The sequence below is a fragment of the Kribbella sp. NPDC051137 genome (assembly GCF_040682535.1).
Lineage (GTDB): Bacteria > Actinomycetota > Actinomycetes > Propionibacteriales > Kribbellaceae > Kribbella > Kribbella karoonensis.
Genome location: NZ_JBFBBI010000004.1, coordinates 80054 through 97994, shown reverse-complemented (window position 1 = coordinate 97994; position 17941 = coordinate 80054). Strand labels below are relative to the sequence as shown.

The following is a 17941-nucleotide window of genomic DNA, read 5'->3' as shown; positions in this document are numbered from 1 at the left end:
GGGTCCCGGCGGCCCGGGACCTTTGCCTCTAGGACGTCACCCGCCGTGACCAGGACGCTGATCACCATGGATGCGATCGACCTGGCACGGTGGCAGTTCGGGATCACCACCGTCTACCACTTCCTCTTCGTACCGATCACGATCGGCCTGGCGTCGCTGGTCGCCGGCCTGCACACGGCCTGGTACCGGACCGGGAAGCTGAAGTACCGGCAGCTCACGCAGTTCTGGGGCAAGCTGTTCCTGATCAACTTCGCGATGGGTGTCGTCACCGGCATCGTGCAGGAGTTCCAGTTCGGGATGAACTGGAGCGCCTACTCGAAGTTCGTCGGCGACATCTTCGGCGCCCCGCTGGCGATCGAAGGGCTGCTCGCGTTCTTCCTCGAGTCCACGTTCCTCGGACTGTGGATCTTCGGCTGGGACCGGCTGCCGAAGAAGGTGCACCTGGCGAGCATCTGGCTCGTTGCCATCGGCACCATGCTGTCGGCGTACTTCATCCTGGCCGCGAACTCCTGGATGCAATGGCCGGTCGGCTACACCTACAACCAGGCCGCCGGCCGGGCAGAGCTGCACGACTTCGGTGCCGTGCTCACCAACAAGGTCGCGCTGGTGACCTTCCCGCACACCCTCGCCGCCAGTTTTCTGACCGGCGGCGCTTTCATGCTCGGCATCGCTTTGTGGCACTTGCTCCGCGGCGGCAAGGAACGGCAGGACCTGTTCCGGCCGGCCGTGAAGCTCGGTGCGGTCACCGTCCTGGTCGCCGCCGTCGCGGTGCTGGTCACCGGCGACATCCAGGGCAGGATCATGACCGAGACCCAGCCGATGAAGATGGCCGCGGCCGAGGCGCTGTACGAGACATCTCAGCCGGCCGGCTTCTCGCTGCTCACGATCGGGTCGCTCGACGGTCAGCGTGAGATGTGGTCGCTGACCGTGCCGCACGGCCTGTCCTTCCTGGCGACCGGCAGCTGGAACGGCAAGGTCCAGGGAATCAACGACCTCCAGCAGGCGTACGAGCAACGCTTCGGCCCGGGCAGCTACAAGCCCAACATCCCGGTGACGTACTGGACGTTCCGTCTGATGATCCTGTTCGGCGCCTTGGCCGCGCTCGTGGCCCTGCTATCGCTGTGGTACCTCCGCCGGCAAGGCAGATCCCCGTCGAAGTGGCTGGTGCGGGCCGCCATCGTGCTCCCCCTACTACCGCTGGCCGCGAACAGCTTCGGCTGGATCTTCACCGAGATGGGCCGGCAGCCGTGGATCGTGTTCGGCCTGATGCAGACCCGCGACGGCGTCTCCCCGACCGTCGGCGCCGGCAGCGTTCTCACCTCGATGATCACCTTCACGGTCCTGTACGCCGTACTCGCGGTGATCGAGGTCGCCCTGCTGCTCCGGTTCGCGAAGGCCGCACCGGTGGCGCCCGCCGGGGCTGAGTCCGAGTCCGGTCCCGAGCTCGCCGAACCCGACGCCGCGTTCCTGTACTGAGGAGTTTCCCGTGCATCTCACCGATATCTGGTTCCTGCTGATCGCGGTCCTGTGGACCGGCTACCTCGTCCTCGAGGGCTTCGACTTCGGCGTCGGCATGCTGCTGCAGGCCGTCGCGAAGGACCCCGTCGACCGTCAGGTCACACTTCGCACCATCGGCCCGGTCTGGGACGGCAACGAAGTGTGGCTGCTGGTCGCCGGCGGCGCCACCTTCGCGGCCTTCCCGTTCTGGTACGCGAGCCTGTTCTCCGGCTTCTACCTGGCTCTCCTGGTGATCCTGGTCGCGCTGATCGTGCGCGGTATCGCGCTGGAGTACCGCAACAAGCTCCACGACCCCCAGAAGCATGCCGCGTGGCACCGGCGCTGGGATCTCGCGATCGTGATCAGCAGCGCCGTACCCGCGCTCCTCTGGGGCGTCGCGCTGGCGAACATCGTGCGCGGCGTCCCACTGGACGCGGAGCACAACTTCACCGGCAACTTCTTCACGTTGCTCAACCCGTACGCACTGCTCGGCGGGCTGACCACCTTGGCGCTTTTCGCACTGCACGGCGCGATCTTCATCGCACTGAAGACCCACGGCCCGGTCCGCGACCGGGCGCGCGCACTGGTCCTGCCACTCGCCGGACTCGCCGTCCCGTTGGCGGCCGCCTTCCTGCTCTGGACTCAGACGTACGACGGCTCGTGGATCACCTGGGTCCTCGCGGTCCTCGCTGCCGGCTCCCTGATCACCGGCGTGGCCGCCTCCCGGATGGGCCGCGACGGCCTCGGGTTCCTCGGTACGGCGGCCACCATCGTGTTCGCGTCCGCGACGCTGTTCGTCACGCTCTACCCGAACGTGCTGCCGTCGACGACCGACCCGGCCTTCAGCCTGACCACGACGAACGCCTCGTCGACCCACTACACACTGACGATCATGACCTGGGTGGCCGTCGTCTTCACGCCGATCGTGCTCCTCTACCAGAGCTACACCTACTGGGTGTTCCGCCGTCGGCTCACGCGCGACGACATCCCGCAGCGCGGCACGCCGGCCAGGCCCGCACCGGCCGAGACCGCCTGATGCCGGCCGTCGACCGGCGCCTCCTCCGGTACACCCGCGGCACCAGGATCTTCCTGGTGCTGTCGGGTGTGATCGGCACCGTGCAGGCCGCGCTGATCCTGTTCCAGGCGTGGTTGCTGGCGAGCATCATCGCGGACGCCTTCCTCGGCGGCCTCGATCTCGGGCGGCTCCGCGACCGGGTGATCGCCCTCGCGGCCGTCCTGCTCGGCCGGGCCGTCCTGTCCTGGGCCGCCGAGGTCGTCGCGCAGCGCTGCTCGGCGACGGTCAAGTCCGAGTTGCGGCTGCGGTTCCTCGAGCAGATCGTTGCCCTGGGCCCTCGATGGCTGACCGGCGAGCGCAGCGGGGAGCTGACCACGCTCGCGACCCGTGGCGTCGACGCGCTCGACGACTACTTCTCGCGGTATCTGCCGCAGCTCGTGCTGGTGGCCGTCGTACCGCTGGTGGTCGCCGCCCGGATGCTCACGGCGGACTGGCTGAGCGCGCTGATCGTCGTCGTCACGCTCCCGCTGATCCCGGTCTTCATGGTGCTGGTCGGCCTGACGACGAAGGCAGCGACCGCGCGGCAGTGGGAGACCCTGCAGACCCTCGCCCATCATTTCCTGGACGTGCTCGCGGGGATCGGCACGCTGAAGGTGTTCGGCCGCTCGCGGGCGCAGGTCGCGACGATCCGGCGGTTGACCGAGCGGCAGCGGCGTACGACGCTCGCGACGTTGCGGATCGCCTTCCTCTCGTCCTTGGTGCTCGAACTGGTCGCGACGTTGTCGGTCGCGCTGGTCGCGGTGTCCGTCGGTCTTCGGCTGGTCGACGGCCGGCTGTCGTTGGAGACCGCGCTGCTGGTCCTGATCCTCGCCCCCGAGGCGTACCTGCCGCTCCGCCAATTGGGCGCCCACTACCACGCGAGCGCCGAAGGGCTGGCCGCGGCGGACCAGCTGTTCGAAGTCATCGAACAGCCCGTCCCGAAGCCCGGTACCCGAGTCGCCGACCCGGCAGCCGGCATCGTGCTGCGCGACGTCACCATTCACAGCCGAGGAGACGCCGAGGTGCTCGACCAGGTGTCGATGGTGATTCCGGCCGGGCAGGTGACCGGTGTCGTCGGCCCGAGCGGGGGCGGGAAGTCCACGCTGCTCGGGCTGTTGCTCGGGACGATCCGCCCGGACCGCGGCCAGATACTTGCCGGCGGCACCGACCTGGCCGAGGCGGACCTGGAGCGGTGGCGCCGCGGCATCGCCTGGATGGGCCAGGACCCGGTCCTGTTCGCCGGATCCGTCGCGGACAACATCAAGCTCGGCGAGGCCGATGAGCTTGCCGTCCGGCGGGCTGCGCGCGCGGCACGGGTCGACGTACCGCTGGACCTTGTGCTCGGCGAGCGGGGTGCCGGCGTGTCGGCCGGGCAGCGGCGTCGGATCGCGCTCGCCCGGGCGATCCTGCGGGACGCGACGCTGATGCTGCTCGACGAGCCGACCGAGAGCGTCGACCCGCAGACCGAGCAGGCACTCCTCGCGTCGCTCCCGGCCGCGTTCGCGGGCCGCACCGTCGTCCTCGTCACGCACCGCCCGGCACTGCTCGACCTCTGCGACCACGTGATCCACCTCGACCGTACGGCGGTGCCGGCATGACGACGTTCCGGTGGCTGGCGTCCGTCGCACGGCCGGAGCTCAACAGACTGGTCGCCGCGGCGGTGCTCGGCATGCTCGCGACGGGATGTGCGATCGGGCTGATGGCGACCTCGGCGTGGCTGATCTCCCGCGCCGCCGAGCATCCACCGGTGCTGTACCTGACCGTGGCGATCGTCGCGGTCCGCGCGTTCGGCATCGGACGGGGCGTCCTGCGGTACGCCGAACGGCTCGTCGGCCACGATGCGGTGTTCCGGGTCCTCGGCCGGACCCGTGTGCGGGCGTGGATCGATCTCGACCGCGCCGCCCCCGCCGGGCTCGGCGGTACGCGCGCCGGTGACCTGCTCACCCGGGTCACCCGGGACGTCGACGCGATCCAGGACCTGCTCGTCCGTGGGCTGCTGCCGATCGCCGTCAGCCTGCTCACCGGGATCGCCACGGTCGCCGTGCTGACCGCGATCCTGCCGGCTGCCGGTGCAGTCCTGCTGATCGGGCTGTCCACCGCCGGTCTGGGCGCTCCCGCGGCCTCACTGGTCCTGTCCGCACGGGCCGAACGACGCTTCGCGCCGGCCAGGTCGGCTCTGACCACAGAGGTTCACGAACTCCTCACCGGCCTGGCGGATCTGACGGCGTACCGCGCGACCGACGAGCGGCTGCACCGGATCAGGCAGCAAGACGGACGGCTGACCGGAATCCTTCGCCGCTCGGCGTTCTCGACCGGCGTCGGCGCGGCCGTGGCGAACGCCGCCCTCGCCTGCACCGTGACGGGCGAGATCCTGGTCGGCGTCCCAGCCGTCCGCGACGGGCGGCTCGCCGGCGTGGTACTCGCCGTACTGGTCCTCACTCCGCTGGCGGCCTTCGAACTCGTCACACCGCTCCCGGCCGCCGCCCGTCACCTCGTCCGCGGCCGGCAGGCCGCGACCCGCCTCCGCGCGCTCGCCGATCTGCCGTCCCCGTCGGTCTGTTGGGGCTCCGAGAGTGCCGACTCCGGCACGCTGTCCGCACAGCACTTGACGGTCCGGTGGCCCGGCGCCTCCGCTCCGGTCCTGACCGGCGTCGACCTCGACCTCCGTCCTGGACGCAGGGTCGGGCTGATCGGGCCGAGCGGCTCCGGGAAGAGCACGCTGGCCGCGGCCCTGATCGGATTCCTCGCGCCCGAGGCCGGGCGGGTCACGTTCGGCGGGACGGAGCTGGCATCGCTCGAGGAGGCGTCATACCGTCGGCAGGTCGTGCTCTGCGGGCAGGACGACCACGTCTTCGACGCCACCGTCCGCGAGAACCTGCTGATCGGCAAACCGGACGCCACCGACGACCAACTGTTCGACGCGCTCGACCGCGTCCGTCTCGGCGCCTGGGTACGACGGCAACCGAACGGTCTCGGCACCGCCGTCGGGGAACGCGGCGCGCGCATCTCCGGCGGCGAGCGACAACGCCTGGTCCTGGCCCGCGCGCTGCTGGCGGACCCCGCCGTCCTCGTCCTGGACGAACCCACCGCGCACCTCGACGGGCCGACCGCCGACGCCCTGATCCACGACATCACCGACGCCACCGAGGGACGCACCACGCTCCTCATCACCCATCGCCACCGCGATCTCGACGCGGTCGACGACATCCTGGAGATCTCATGCACGAACTCACCGGAAAACCCCTCTCCGACGAGGAAATCGCCGATCTGGACGCCTACTGGCGCGCGGCCAACTACCTCGCCGTCGGCCAGATCTATCTCCTCGGCAACCCGCTCCTGACCGAGCCGCTCCGTCCTGACCACATCAAGCCGCGGCTGCTCGGTCACTGGGGTACGACGCCCGGCCTGAACATGCTCTACACCCACCTCAACCGGGTCATCCGCCGCCGCGACCTGAACATGATGTACGTCATCGGCCCCGGCCACGGCGGACCGGCCATCGCGGCCAACACCTGGCTCGAAGGCAGCTACAGCGACCTCTACCCGGCCGTGTCGCGCGACACTGCCGGCATGGCTCGGCTGTTCCGCCAGTTCTCGTTCCCCGGCGGCATTCCCAGCCACGTCGCGCCGGAGCTGCCGGGCTCGATCCACGAAGGCGGTGAGCTCGGTTACTCGCTCAGCCATGCGTACGGCGCAGTCCTCGACAACCCGGACCTGGTCGTCGCGTGTGTGATCGGCGACGGCGAGGCGGAGACCGGTCCGCTGGCGACCTCGTGGCACTCGAACAAGTTCCTCGATCCGGCGACCGACGGCGCGGTGCTGCCGATCCTGCACCTGAACGGCTACAAGATCGCGAACCCGGCGGTCCTGGCCCGGATCGGCGACGACGAGCTGACCCAGCTGCTCGAGGGGTACGGGTACCGGCAGTACCTGGTCGACGGCGCCGAGCCCGAGCACGTCCATCAGGCGCTCGCACTCACGCTCGACCGGGTCCTCGACGACATCACCGCGATCCAGACCGAGGCCCGTGCGGGTCATGCCGTACCGCGGCGGCCGTGGCCGATGATCGTCCTGCGGACGCCGAAGGGCTGGACGGGACCGCGCGAGGTCGGCGGCGTACCGGTCGAGGGCACGTGGCGCGCGCACCAGGTGCCGCTCGCCGGTGTCCGTACGTCGCCGGAACACCTGCGGATGCTCGAGGACTGGCTGCGGAGCTATCACCCGGAGGAGCTGTTCGACGCCGAGGGCCGCCCGGTGGCACGCCTCCTGCAGCAGGTGCCCGCGCGCCGGATGGGCTCGAATCCGCACAGCAACGGCGGCCTGCTGCGGCGCGACCTCGAGCTGCCGGCGGTCGCGGAGTACGCCGTACCGGTCGAGGGCCCGGGTCTTTCCGAACACGAGCCGACGCGGGTGCTCGGGTATTACCTGCGGGACGTGATGCGCGCCGCCGCGCCGTACCGGAACTTCCGGGTCTTCGGGCCGGACGAGACCGCCTCGAACCGGCTGGACGCGCTGTACGACGTGACCGGCAAGGCGTGGAACGCCGAGGTGCTGCCGACCGACGAGCACCTCGCGATCGACGGCCGGGTGATGGAGATCCTCAGCGAGCACACCTGCCAGGGCTGGCTCGAGGGGTACCTCCTCACCGGACGCCACGGCTGGTTCTCGTGCTACGAGGCGTTCGTGCACATCGTCGACTCGATGGTCAACCAGCACGCGAAATGGCTGAAGGTCACCCGGGCACTCCCCTGGCGACGGCCGATCGCGTCCCTCAACTACCTGCTCACGTCACACGTCTGGCGGCAGGACCACAACGGCTTCTCGCACCAGGACCCCGGGTTCATCGACCACGTCGTGAACAAGAAGGCCGAGGTCATCCGCGTCTACCTTCCGCCGGACACGAACACGCTCCTAGCGACCGCGGATCACTGCCTGCGCAGCACGGACTACATCAACGTCATCGTGGCCGGGAAGCAGCCGCAGGCCGACTGGCTCGCGCCGGAGGAGGCCGCGCTGCACTGCGCCCGTGGCATCGGGGTGTGGGAGTTCGCGAGCAACGACGGCGGCGTACCCGATGTGGTGATGGGGTGCGCGGGCGACGTACCGACACTGGAAACGCTCGCTGCCGTCAGTCTGCTGCGCGAGCACCTGCCGACGTTGAAGATCCGCGTCGTCAACGTCGTCGACCTGATGCGGCTGCAGCCGGCGAGCGAGCACCCGCACGGACTGCCCGACGCGGACTTCGACGCGCTGTTCACGACGGACAGGCCGGTGATCTTCGCGTACCACGGCTATCCGTGGCTGATTCACCGGCTCACGTACCGGCGGGCCAACCACGACAACCTGCACGTCCGCGGGTACAAGGAGGAGGGCACCACGACGACGCCGTTCGACATGGTGGTGCGCAACGACCTCGACAGGTACCACCTGGCGCTGGACGTCATCGACCGGGTCCCGGGGCTCGCACAACGCGCAGCCGACGTACGGCAGTGGCTGGTCGACCAACGAGCCCGGCACCACGAATACATCCTCGAGCACGGCGAGGACCTCCCCGAGGTCCGGAACTGGCAGTGGAGGGCATCATGAAGGTTGTCATAGGCATCGACGGCAGACCCGACTGCGAGAACGCGATCCGCTGGGGTGCCGCCGAGGCCGCTGCCCGCGGCGCCGAACTGCACCTGGTGCATGCGTTCGTCTGGGCCGAGTTCCGGGTTCCGCTCGGCCCGAGCGACGTGGCACCGGGGCTCCGCGCGCAGGCCGACGGGATCGTCGCGGACGCGGTCGAGCTGGCACGGAGGTACGAACCCGGTGTGCGGGTGTCGGGCCGCCGGGTCGACGGCTTCCCGTCCGCCGTCCTGCTCGCCGAGTCCCGGACCGCGGATCTGATCGTGATCGGCAGCCGGGTCAGCGGACGGCTGCTCGGCCTGATCGTCAGCTCGGCCGGCCTCGAGTTGTCCACCCACGCGCTGTGTCCGGTGGTCGTCGTCCGGCCGGGCGACGACGCGCTCTCCGGCAGCCGGGTCGTCATCGGGTACGACGGCTCGCGCGCCGCGGACGCCGCCGTCGAGTTCGGGCTCGACCACGCCCGCCGGCACGGGTTGCCCGCCCGGATCGTCACGGTTCTGGACGACGAGGACGACGACCACGACGTACTGGCGGCGATCCGCACGCACGCACCGGCCCACGAGGCCGAGATCGTCGAGGTCGAGGGGAATCCGTCCGAGTTGCTGCTCGAATGGTCCGCCGACGCACAACTGCTCGTCGTCGGGTCCCGCGGCCGGGGTGGTTTCGCCGGGCTGCTGCTCGGGTCGGTCAGCCAGACCATGCTCCACCAGTCACCCTGCCCGGTCGCAGTGATTCCTCAGGGTGCGCTCGAAGGTCCCGCGTAGCGCGGGCCGTTCGGCTCTGCCGCCGTACGGCGGCGGGTGATGTGCTTGAAGTGACCAGAAGGAGGTCGCGATGTCGAAGAAGGTACTGGTCGCCTACGCCAGCAAGACGGGCGCAACCGCCGGCATCGCCGAGGCCGTCGGCGATGAGCTCCGCGCGCACGGGCACGACGTCGACGTGCTGGACGTCGCCCGCGTCAAGGACCTCACGCCGTACGACGCGGTCGTCCTGGGCAGCGCGATCTACACGAGGCGGTGGCGGCACGAGGCCGTGCACTTCCTGCGGCACCACGTCGACGAGCTCCGGCAGCGGCAGGTCTGGCTGTTCCACAGCGGCCCGGTCGGTCCCGACAAGGACCAGGACCAGGAGATGCCCTCCACCGTCCGTCATCTCGCTCACGAGATCGGCGCGACCCCCGCGGTCACGTTCGCCGGCCGGCTGGAGCCGGAGACCGCCACCGGCTTCCTCGCCCGCCGGCTCGCCGCCGGGAACCTGGCCGGCGACGCCCGCGACTGGGACAAGGTCCGCCGGTGGTCGGCCGACATCAGCGCGGCCATCGAGGCCACCCAGCGCAGCACCTGGCACCGCCCGCCGGCCGGGCACTTCCTCGGCTGAGTACGTGCCCGGTTCAGGCGCGACCCTGACGCTTCTGGTGTTCGATGGCGAAAACCGCTGCCTCGGTGCGGCGTTCGACGTTCAGCTTGCGGAGCAGTGAGGACACGTAGTTCTTGACGGTCTTCTCGGCCAGGTACAGCGACTGGGCGATCTGGCGGTTGGTCTTGCCCTCGGCGATCTCGGCCAGGATGCGGCGTTCCTGCTCCGTCAGCGAGGCGTACCGCGGGTCCTCGGCCTCGGCCGGGTGCCGGAGACGTTCCAGGACCCTGGCCGTCATCGACGGGTCGAGGAGCGACTCGCCGGCCGCGAGGCGACGTACGGCGTCCACCAGGGCCTGGCCGTTGATCTGCTTCAGCAGGTACCCGGCCGCGCCGGCCATGATCGCGGTGAACAGCGCCTCGTCGTCGGAGAACGACGTCAGCATCAGGCACGCCGGCGGGTCCTCCATGCCCGAGCGGACCTCCCGGCACACGCTCACCCCGTCCCCGTCGGGCAACCGGACGTCCAGCACCGCGACGTCCGGCCGGACGGCGGGAATCCGCGCGATCGCCTCGGCCGCGGTTCCCGCGTCCCCGACCACCTCGATGTCCGGTTCGGCGTCGAGCAGCTGGTGCAGCCCCAGCCGCACCACCTCGTGGTCGTCGAGCAGGAACACCTTGATCGTCATGACGGTCTCCTTCTGCCCGGATCCGCACCGGGTCTCGGTCCAGCTTCCCGTCTCCACCACGCTACTCGCCAGGGACCTCGGTCCCGAGCCGCCCGGGACCTTCGGCGGGACCACCCGCCCGGCCCGTACCGCGAGGACGGTGCCGTCCGGCCTGTTCGGAGGTGACCTCGGACCCTGCCCACGGCGCCGTCCGGCTGAAAGTCTGGACGTGATCGATGGGAGACCGTGATGGACACACAGACGAGCGGGTCGAGCGACCTCGGCACCCGGATCCGGCACCGCCGGCAGGCCCTGGGTCTCAGTACGGCGGAAGTCGCCGAACGCTCGGGGCTGGCCACGGACCGCATCGAGTACATCGAGACCCGTCCCGCCGCCCTCACCGGCGCCGAACTCGTCCGGCTGTCGCACGCCCTCGACCTCAGCGTCCAGGACCTGACCGCAGCGGACCGGCCACGGACCCCTCGCCGCCCGCCGGTCGCACCCGCCCTCGAGCCGATGCGCAAGGTCGAGTGCAGGCGGCTGATCGAGGCCGGCAGCGTCGGCCGGATCGCCTACCAGGGCTCGGACGGGCTGGTCGTGATCCCGGTGAACTACTGCACGCTGGGCGACCTCGTCATCTTCCGGACGGCGTCCGACAGCACGGTCGCGCAGTACGACCTGGCGCCGATCGTGTTCCAGCTCGACGCCTTCGACGAGGGGATGCACGACGGCTGGAGCGTGCTGGTCGACGGTACGGTCCGCCCGGCCGTCGCGGCCGAGATCGAGGCCGTCCACGACAACGTCGAGCCGTGGGCCGGCGGAACCCGTGACACCTACCTGGCCATCGAGCCCCGCCGGATCACCGGCCGCCGCATCCGGTCCTGGTAGCCCCGGCCCCCGCTCAGAGGTCGAGCTGGTGCTCGCGCAACCGGGCGCGGGCGTCGTCGAACTCTTCCTGGGTGATCTCACCCGCGGCGAACCGGCGTTCGAGGATGTCCAGGGGCGAGGGCAGCTGCGGGCGCGGCTGCCGGCGTGGATGCCGGATCAGCCAGACCGTCACCCAGGCCGCACCGCCGACGATCGCCACCCAGAGCACCAGCATCAGCACGGACCAGAACGCCGCGCCTCCTGTCGAGTTCATCATCGTCCGTCCACTCCCCTCACGCGGTCTTCGCCGCGTCGGTCAGCAGGCGTCCGAGATCCCGGCCCCAGCGCTCCGCGCGCTTGATCTCGACGTCCTGGATCGGCCCGGTCGTCTCGTTCACGAAGAAGCTCTCGGACGTGCTCAGCAGCCGGTAGCCCAGCCGGCGCAGCAGCTTGGCCGCGGAGCGCGCGGCGGAGCCGGGCAACCGGCGGACGCGCGCGATCCGGGTGTCGAACGTCGCCACCCGCGGAGCCTTCGTCCCGGCCGGTGGCTTCAGCGCCGCCAGCCACTCGCGGATGCCGACCTCGACCGGTGTCACCAGGTCGTCCTGCTTCCCGGCCTCCTGCCGTGTCGACAGCCGGCTCATCGAGAAGGCGTGCGTCGGTCCCCCGACCACCACCAGCCGGACGTCGGCGGGTACGACGTCCGGCGCGCGGTTCACCGGCACGGTCTCGGTCTCGACGTACTCCTGCAACCCGTCGCGGACCGCCCGCGCGATCCGCTCGGTGTTCCCGAACATCGACTCGTAGACGATCAGTGCACGTGCAGACATCGTTGACTCCCTTCAGTGCGTTCGGACAGCCGCTCTGCCATGCCGGACGATCTGCAGCCGTTCGTCGTCGGTCAGGTGATGCGGCACGACCGCGATCGGGCAGGTCATCGCCGCGAGCGAGCGCCGCGCCACCGGGTCCATCGGCAACGGGCCGCTGTGCGCGCCGACGACGATCAGGCCGACCGCGCTGCTCTCGTGTACGAGTGCCGCGGCCGGCGGCCGGCTGCTGAGGTACCGGGTCACCTTCACGTCCGGGAACCGGCTGGTCCACGGCGCGAGCGTCTCCGACAGCACGTAGTCGGCCCGGCTGATCCACGAGCACTCCGGATCCTCGTCCGCGAACGGCCGTTCGGCGGGGACACCGGCGTGGACGACGGTCAGATCCCCCTCCCGCCCGGCCGTCTCGGCGAACGCGAACTCCAGCGCCTCGGCGGACAACGGCGTACCGTCGATGCCGACGGCAACCTTCCGGTCGAGCAGCGACGGCTTCCAGGACAACGGCACGACGACCGTCGGGCAGCCGGCCCGTGCCGCCAGCGTCAGGTTCGCCTGGGTGTGCAGCAACCGCTGCGGTCCGCGGCTGCGGGACCGCCCGATCACCAGCGCCCGTGCCGTCCGCGCCGCATGCGCGAGCACCCGGATCCGCGGGCCCTCCTCCGCGAGCGCGGCCAGTTCGGTCGCGTACCCCTCGCGGTGCCGGACATGGGCCACCGCCGCCCGGAGTGCCGCGTCCGCCAGCTCAGCCGGCGGTGCAGGCGTGTACTGCGGTGTCATCGGCGAGTACGAACTGTGCGCGGCGTACGGCGCGACAAGCACCAGCTTGGCGCCTTCGCGCAACGCCTCGGCGCACGCGTAGTCCACGACGCGGAGGTTCTCCGCGGTCCCGTCGACCTCGACCACGACCGGTCCGGTCCGGTTCCAGGTACTCATCGTTCTCCCTTACACAGGTACGACGGCCAGCGGGCACGCCGCGTGATGCAGGACGCCCCGGGTCACGGTGCCGAGGAAGACGGCCGCGGCCCGGGCATGGTGATGGGCGCCGACGACCAGCAGCTGGGCGTCGGCCTTCGCGGCACCGTTCAGCACACCGTCGACCCGGTGCCCACGCCGTACGTCGACCTCGAAGGTGACGTCCGGATACTTCTGGTGCCATTCGGCGGTCACGTTCTCGAAGTGCCGTTCGGCCTGCTCCCGCAGATCGGCGCTGACGCCCTCCGCGTTCACCGCCTCCCAGCCGTACAGGCCGGGCAGGTCGAAGACGTACACGATCCGGACCGGCACCTTCCGCTCCCGCGCGGCGGTGATCGCGAACTCCAGTACCGCGGCGTCGCCGTCGCCCTGGTCCAGGGCCACCACCACAGGTCCGGCGTGGTCGGACGGCTTCCAGCGGTCCGGCACGACCACGACCGGTACCGCGGTCCGGGACACGACCGCCTCGGACGTCGATCCGATCAGCAGCCGTTTGAACGTCCCCATCCCGCGGCGGCCGACGACCAGCATCCGGCTTTCCGCGGCCGCCTCGGTGAGGGTCCGGGCCGGCGGCCCGACCAGCAACCCGGCTTCGTGGTCGGATCCGCCCGACTGCTCGTCCAGGTAACCCTGCACGGAGTTGACGAGCTCGGTCGCCTGGTCGTCGACCAGGTCCGGAGGGATCCCGGCAACGGTCCGGATCCGCTCGTCGATGACGTGTACCGCCTGAAGGGGCTCCCGCCGGAGCAACGACTCCTGCAGGGCCCACTCCAGTGCACCGGTGTCACGCCACGAGTCGTCGACTCCTACGTGAATGACCGGCTTGGTCATCGGGCTCACCGCAACCACGGGTACTTGCGGACGAAGTCCAGGCTGCTCCACCACTTGCCGAAGCCCCACACGTTGCCGGCGGCCACCAGTGCGAGGACGACGACCGTGACGGCGCCGAGGATGTGGTCGTCCAGCACGGGGTTGGTCGTCGGCGGCAGGTTCGCGGACCACATCATCAGGTACAGCAGCACTCCGCCGACCGCCGCGACGCGCAGGCCGATCCCCAGGGTCAGCGCCAGCCCGAGGCCGGCGAGTGCGACCATGAACAGCGGCGTGACCCACCAGTCACCGGCCAGCGACTGGTAGAAGCCCTTCATCGGACCGCTCGAGCCCTTGAGGAACCCGGCGGTCACGTCGGCGCCGTCGATCCAGGCCTTGCCCGACTTGGTCGCGTACCCGAAGCCGAACAGCTTGTCGAAGAACGCCCACAGGAACGTGAGTCCGTAGGCGATCCGCAGTACGGCCATTGCCCGCCCGGCCGCGGTGGTGATGATCGGCCGCCGATCACCGTCCGGCTCCATCACAGGAGCGGGGAGGTGCTGCTGCCGATGCGACGTTGTGGTCATGATCTGTCCTTCCCTTTCATCCGACACCTTCATCCTGGAAGCTCCCGGCCGCGACGGTCAGAGCCCTTCTCACCCCATCCGCGTGCCGAACGGCCCTCCCTGCCCGGGACGTATGCCGCTGGCCGGGCATCCGGGCCCGGCAGACGCTGAAGTCAGGCCGGCGCCGTCCCGCGTCGGCGGCCGAACCCCAGGAGGCAGACCATGACGACACACCCCGCACCGATCGTGATCGGGTACGACGGCTCGCCGGGCAGCGTGTCCGCGCTGGACTGGGCCGCGGCCGCGGCCGACCGCGCGATGGCACCCTTGCGGATCGTCGAGGCCTTCGAGATCGTGATCGTCACCCGCCCGTCGCCCGGGCACGTCGTACCGCTCGAAGCGGTCCGGACGGCGCGCCGGAAGCGGCTCGACGAGGTCTCCGCGAAGCTCCGGGTGGAGCACCCCGGCCTGCGGATCGAGACCAGCCTGATCGGCGGCGCCGCCGCCAAGACCCTGGTCGACGCCGCCCAGGACGCCCGGCTGGTGGTTCTCGGATCCCGCGGTCTCGGTGGCTGGAGCGGCCTGATGGTCGGCTCTGTCGCCGTCCAGGTCACCACCCACGCGACCTGCCCGGTCGTGGTGATCCCGCACGACTTCCAGCCGCACCCGCAGCCGGAGCCGACCGTGGTCGTCGGGGTCGACGGCTCCAAGTTCTCGGCGAGGGCCATCGAGTTCGCCTTCGACCAGGCCGAGTCGATGCACGCCCGGGTGGTCGCCGTCCACGCGTGGACCAGCCCGTACCTCACCTACCTGAACGGCGAGTCGATGCTGGAGTTCGACGAGGACAAGGTCCGCGAGGAGGCCGGGCTGCTGGTCGCCGAGTCGGTGGCCGGTGCCGCCGAGGACCACCCGGACGTGCCGTGGACGAGCGAGCTGCCGACAGGGTCGGCGGGGCAGGCCCTGGTCCGGCACTCGGAGTCCGCGGACCTGGTGGTCGTCGGAACCCGCGGCCACGGCGGATTCACCGGCCTGCTCCTCGGATCGGTCGGCCAGAGCGTTCTGCACCACACGCACTGCCCGATCGCGGTGGTCCACTGATCATGACGCCTCAGGTCAGGTTCCACTACCAACAAGCGACCGCCGTACGGCGTACCCAGGTGATCCCCGAGCAGCTGCCGGACTGGGTTCCGTCGGCCTGCGCGGTGGTCGCCGAGCACCTGCGGCACCACGGCATCGCATCGGCCGGCTATCCGTTCGCGCGATGCCACCCGCTTCCGGACGGTCTGGTCGAGGTCGAGGCAGGTTTCCCGGTCGCCGCCCCCATCGCCGACAACGGCCTCGTCGAACCGTCCACGCTCCCCGCCGGCCCGGTGCTCGCCGTCTGGCACACCGACCCGGACCAGAAGCTGGCCGAGACGTACGCGATTGCCGAGGAGTGGATGGAGACCGAGGGCGCCACCCCGACCGGCGACAGCTGGGAGGTCTACCACGACCTTCCCACCTGCGACCGTCTCGGGACCCGCATCGAGATCGTCCAGCCGATCACGTTCGTCAACGCCTGAACAGAGCCGCGGTCCCCGTCACCTGGGGGACCGCGGCTCTTCGCGGTGCGCTAGAACCCCTGCTCGCCGAACAGGGCGACCTTCAGTGCTCCGGTGGTGGCCGGCGAGCTGAACACGTCGTACGCGTCCTGCATCTCGTCGAGACCGAAGCGGTGCGTGATCAGGCCCGGCATCTGCAGCCGGCCGGCGGCCAGCATCGACAGCAGCCGCGGGGTGGAGAAGGTGTCGACCAGTCCGGTCGTGATCGTGACGTTCTTGATCCACAGGTCTTCGAGGTGCAGCGTCGCCGGTGCGCCGTGCACACCGACGTTCGCGACCGTGCCACCGGGCCGGACCAACCGGGTGCAGAGCTCGAAGGTGGCCGGTACGCCGACCGCCTCGATCGCCACGTCCGCGCCGAGTCCGCCGGTCAGCTCGCGGACCTTCGCCTCGACGTCCTCGTCGGGGCCGAGAGCCAGATCCGCACCACGCTCGAGCGCGGCCTTGCGGCGCGAGTCGGCGGCGTCGACGACCACGACCCGGGCAGGCGTGAACAGCTTGCTCGTCGCCAGCGCGGCCAGCCCGATCGGCCCGGCGCCGACGATCACCACGGTGTCGCCGGGCGAGACCTTGCCGTTGAGTACGCCGACCTCGTACGACGTCGGCAGGATGTCGGCGAGCAGGACGGCGTCCTCGTTGCTGACGTTGTCCGGCAGCTTGTACACCGAGCGGTCGGCGTACGGGACCCGGACCTGTTCGGCCTGGGTGCCGTCGATCAGGTGGCCGAGGATCCAGCCGCCGCCACCGAGGCACTGCCCGTAACGCCCCTGCCGGCAGTACTCGCACCGTCCGCACGACGTGATGCACGAGACCAGGACCCGGTCCCCGACCGCCACGCCGCGGACACCGGTGCCGACCGCGGTGACCGTGCCGACCGCCTCGTGCCCGAGGATCCGCCCCGGCTGCACGGCCGGCACGTCACCCTTCAGGATGTGCAGATCGGTGCCGCAGATCGTCACCGCGTCGACGCGGACGATCGCGTCCTCCGGATCCTGGAGCACCGGGTCGGGCACCTCGTGCCAACTCCGCTGCCCGGGACCGTTGTAGACCAATGCCTTCATCTCCGAACCTCCCTGAACGAGACTTCCCACCTCGACTCTCGGCCGTCCGGCCGGCGCCGGCAGCGGCCGAAGAACTCCTGTCCACCGGGACCTTCAGCGCCGCCGGCCGGGACCTTCCGCCCTGCCCCCGCGCGTGCTGCGGGACTTGACTGGAAGCGCCCCGAGGAGGCGCCATGACCAACGAACTGCCGGTGCTGGTCGGGATCGACGGATCCCGGGACGGCCTGATCGCGCTGACCTGGGCAGCGTCCTACGCCACGCTCCGGAAAGCGCCGCTGCACGCGGTGTACGTCGTCGACCGCCAGCGGGAGCTGCCGGCCGGCGTACCGTCGGACAAGCCGGACGACGGCACCGAGGTCCTCGGCGACGCGCTCGACGAGCTCGACCGGCTCGGCTTCCGGAACGCGTCGCTCGAGGTCCGGCACGGCCACCCCGCCCAGATCCTGCTCGACCTCTCCGAACGTTCACAGGCCCTGGTCATCGGCCGCCGCGGGATGGGCGGGTTCGCCGAACTGGTCCTCGGCTCCACCTCCCAGGTGTGTACGGCGCTCGCCACCAAGGTGCCGCTGGTCGTCGTACCGGACACCTGGGACCCGGCGGCACCGGCGTACCACCGGATCGTGGTCGGCATCGACGGGTCCGTCGAAGGACAGGACGCGCTCCGGTTCGGCTTCGAGCTCGCCGAGGCGAACGGCGCCGAACTGCTCGGCGTGCACGCGATCGAGGTACGGCAGACGTACCCGGACCCGAACAGCTGGTTCGACCCGGCCCGGCCGTGGATCGAGACCGCCGACGAGCTGCTCGCGCAGACCCTCGACGGCTGGACCGCGAAGTACCCGGACGTCCACGTCGACAGCCACGGGGTCGTCGACCATCCCGTTCTCGTCCTGGCCCGCGAGTCCCGGGACGCGGACCTGGTGGTGGTCGGCGGCCTCGGCCGCACGGCGTTCTCCGAACTCCGGATGGGCTCCGTCGCCCGCGGCCTCCTGCACCACTCACACTGCCCGGTCGCGGTCGTCCACCACCCGGAGACCTGAC

The 17941-nt window shown here is 70.6% G+C and carries 18 protein-coding genes; 11 read left to right on the top strand and 7 right to left on the bottom strand.

Going from position 1 to position 17941, the window contains the following annotated elements:
- Nucleotides 1-66: 66 nt before the first annotated feature.
- From AB0M51_RS21550 to AB0M51_RS21520, 7 genes are all read left to right on the top strand, one after another.
- Nucleotides 67-1476, top strand: a complete 1410-nt coding sequence (locus AB0M51_RS21550; RefSeq protein WP_363749997.1) for a cytochrome ubiquinol oxidase subunit I — start codon at nt 67-69, stop codon at nt 1474-1476.
- Between the two features lie 10 nt (nt 1477-1486).
- Nucleotides 1487-2533, top strand: coding sequence for a cytochrome d ubiquinol oxidase subunit II (gene cydB / locus AB0M51_RS21545; RefSeq protein ID WP_344196164.1), 1047 nt, complete (start codon nt 1487-1489; stop codon nt 2531-2533).
- Nucleotides 2533-4149, top strand: coding sequence for a thiol reductant ABC exporter subunit CydD (gene cydD, locus AB0M51_RS21540; RefSeq protein WP_344196166.1), 1617 nt, complete (start codon nt 2533-2535; stop codon nt 4147-4149). The genes cydB and cydD overlap by 1 nt, the downstream gene beginning before the upstream one ends.
- Nucleotides 4146-5891: a thiol reductant ABC exporter subunit CydC gene (gene cydC, locus AB0M51_RS21535; protein ID WP_344196168.1), complete on the top strand. Its 1746-nt coding sequence runs from the start codon at nt 4146-4148 to the stop codon at nt 5889-5891. Before cydD ends, cydC begins: the two co-directional genes overlap by 4 nt.
- Nucleotides 5810-8137, top strand: a complete 2328-nt coding sequence (locus AB0M51_RS21530) for a phosphoketolase family protein (protein ID WP_363750803.1) — start codon at nt 5810-5812, stop codon at nt 8135-8137. The genes cydC and AB0M51_RS21530 overlap by 82 nt, the downstream gene beginning before the upstream one ends.
- A complete protein-coding gene (locus AB0M51_RS21525; protein WP_344196170.1) occupies nt 8134-8940 on the top strand; it encodes a universal stress protein in 807 nt (268 codons plus the stop codon). The genes AB0M51_RS21530 and AB0M51_RS21525 overlap by 4 nt, the downstream gene beginning before the upstream one ends.
- Before the next feature lie 70 nt (nt 8941-9010).
- Nucleotides 9011-9553 (top strand): flavodoxin domain-containing protein, encoded by a 543-nt coding sequence (locus AB0M51_RS21520; RefSeq protein WP_344196172.1) that lies wholly within the window; start codon nt 9011-9013, stop codon nt 9551-9553.
- A gap of 13 nt (nt 9554-9566) precedes the next feature.
- Here the strand turns inward: AB0M51_RS21520 and AB0M51_RS21515 are convergent, their stop codons facing one another.
- Nucleotides 9567-10220 (bottom strand): response regulator transcription factor, encoded by a 654-nt coding sequence (locus AB0M51_RS21515; protein ID WP_344196174.1) that lies wholly within the window; start codon nt 10218-10220, stop codon nt 9567-9569.
- Nucleotides 10221-10448: 228 nt separating this feature from the next.
- Between AB0M51_RS21515 and AB0M51_RS21510 the strand changes: the two genes are divergently transcribed.
- Nucleotides 10449-11087 (top strand): pyridoxamine 5'-phosphate oxidase family protein, encoded by a 639-nt coding sequence (locus tag AB0M51_RS21510; RefSeq protein ID WP_344196176.1) that lies wholly within the window; start codon nt 10449-10451, stop codon nt 11085-11087.
- Nucleotides 11088-11100: 13 nt separating this feature from the next.
- On the opposite strand, the gene AB0M51_RS21505 is transcribed toward AB0M51_RS21510, so the two are convergent.
- Genes AB0M51_RS21505 through AB0M51_RS21485 form a run of 5 tightly spaced genes read right to left on the bottom strand, consistent with a single transcriptional unit; the run spans nt 11101 to nt 14262 of the window.
- Nucleotides 11101-11343, bottom strand: a complete 243-nt coding sequence (locus AB0M51_RS21505; RefSeq protein WP_363749993.1) for an SHOCT domain-containing protein — start codon at nt 11341-11343, stop codon at nt 11101-11103.
- Between the two features lie 16 nt (nt 11344-11359).
- On the bottom strand, nt 11360-11896 hold the full coding sequence (locus AB0M51_RS21500; protein WP_344196180.1) for a hypothetical protein: 537 nt from the start codon (nt 11894-11896) through the stop codon (nt 11360-11362).
- Between the two features lie 12 nt (nt 11897-11908).
- Complete coding sequence (locus tag AB0M51_RS21495; protein WP_344196182.1) at nt 11909-12826, bottom strand: universal stress protein; 918 nt, start codon at nt 12824-12826, stop codon at nt 11909-11911.
- Between the two features lie 9 nt (nt 12827-12835).
- Nucleotides 12836-13696, bottom strand: coding sequence for a universal stress protein (locus AB0M51_RS21490; protein WP_344196184.1), 861 nt, complete (start codon nt 13694-13696; stop codon nt 12836-12838).
- Nucleotides 13697-13701: 5 nt separating this feature from the next.
- Nucleotides 13702-14262, bottom strand: a complete 561-nt coding sequence (locus AB0M51_RS21485) for a hypothetical protein (protein WP_344196186.1) — start codon at nt 14260-14262, stop codon at nt 13702-13704.
- A 201-nt stretch (nt 14263-14463) separates the two neighbouring features.
- On the opposite strand from AB0M51_RS21485, the gene AB0M51_RS21480 reads away from it, so the two are divergent.
- Together AB0M51_RS21480 and AB0M51_RS21475 are read left to right on the top strand one after the other, a co-directional pair.
- Complete coding sequence (locus tag AB0M51_RS21480; RefSeq protein ID WP_344196188.1) at nt 14464-15339, top strand: universal stress protein; 876 nt, start codon at nt 14464-14466, stop codon at nt 15337-15339.
- Nucleotides 15340-15341: 2 nt separating this feature from the next.
- A complete protein-coding gene (locus AB0M51_RS21475; protein ID WP_344196190.1) occupies nt 15342-15803 on the top strand; it encodes a GyrI-like domain-containing protein in 462 nt (153 codons plus the stop codon).
- A 50-nt stretch (nt 15804-15853) separates the two neighbouring features.
- Here AB0M51_RS21475 and AB0M51_RS21470 read toward each other — a convergent pair whose 3' ends face one another.
- Nucleotides 15854-16903 (bottom strand): zinc-dependent alcohol dehydrogenase family protein, encoded by a 1050-nt coding sequence (locus AB0M51_RS21470; RefSeq protein ID WP_344196192.1) that lies wholly within the window; start codon nt 16901-16903, stop codon nt 15854-15856.
- 173 nt (nt 16904-17076) lie between these two features.
- Here AB0M51_RS21470 and AB0M51_RS21465 point away from each other — a divergent pair, with 173 nt between their 5' ends.
- Entirely contained in the window at nt 17077-17940 is an 864-nt protein-coding gene (locus AB0M51_RS21465) for a universal stress protein (protein WP_344196194.1), read from the top strand.
- Nucleotide 17941 lies beyond the last annotated feature (1 nt).

Coding starts and splice junctions, on each gene's coding strand:
- AB0M51_RS21525 (WP_344196170.1), top strand. CDS start 8,134: ATGAAGGTTGTCATAGGCATCGACGGCAGACCCGACTGCGAGAACGCG.
- AB0M51_RS21485 (WP_344196186.1), bottom strand. CDS start 14,262: ATGACCACAACGTCGCATCGGCAGCAGCACCTCCCCGCTCCTGTGATG.
- cydD (WP_344196166.1), top strand. CDS start 2,533: ATGCCGGCCGTCGACCGGCGCCTCCTCCGGTACACCCGCGGCACCAGG.
- AB0M51_RS21510 (WP_344196176.1), top strand. CDS start 10,449: ATGGACACACAGACGAGCGGGTCGAGCGACCTCGGCACCCGGATCCGG.
- AB0M51_RS21495 (WP_344196182.1), bottom strand. CDS start 12,826: ATGAGTACCTGGAACCGGACCGGACCGGTCGTGGTCGAGGTCGACGGG.
- AB0M51_RS21515 (WP_344196174.1), bottom strand. CDS start 10,220: ATGACGATCAAGGTGTTCCTGCTCGACGACCACGAGGTGGTGCGGCTG.
- cydC (WP_344196168.1), top strand. CDS start 4,146: ATGACGACGTTCCGGTGGCTGGCGTCCGTCGCACGGCCGGAGCTCAAC.
- AB0M51_RS21490 (WP_344196184.1), bottom strand. CDS start 13,696: ATGACCAAGCCGGTCATTCACGTAGGAGTCGACGACTCGTGGCGTGAC.
- AB0M51_RS21480 (WP_344196188.1), top strand. CDS start 14,464: ATGACGACACACCCCGCACCGATCGTGATCGGGTACGACGGCTCGCCG.
- AB0M51_RS21520 (WP_344196172.1), top strand. CDS start 9,011: ATGTCGAAGAAGGTACTGGTCGCCTACGCCAGCAAGACGGGCGCAACC.
- AB0M51_RS21550 (WP_363749997.1), top strand. CDS start 67: ATGGATGCGATCGACCTGGCACGGTGGCAGTTCGGGATCACCACCGTC.
- AB0M51_RS21465 (WP_344196194.1), top strand. CDS start 17,077: ATGACCAACGAACTGCCGGTGCTGGTCGGGATCGACGGATCCCGGGAC.
- AB0M51_RS21470 (WP_344196192.1), bottom strand. CDS start 16,903: ATGAAGGCATTGGTCTACAACGGTCCCGGGCAGCGGAGTTGGCACGAG.
- AB0M51_RS21500 (WP_344196180.1), bottom strand. CDS start 11,896: ATGTCTGCACGTGCACTGATCGTCTACGAGTCGATGTTCGGGAACACC.
- AB0M51_RS21505 (WP_363749993.1), bottom strand. CDS start 11,343: ATGATGAACTCGACAGGAGGCGCGGCGTTCTGGTCCGTGCTGATGCTG.
- AB0M51_RS21475 (WP_344196190.1), top strand. CDS start 15,342: ATGACGCCTCAGGTCAGGTTCCACTACCAACAAGCGACCGCCGTACGG.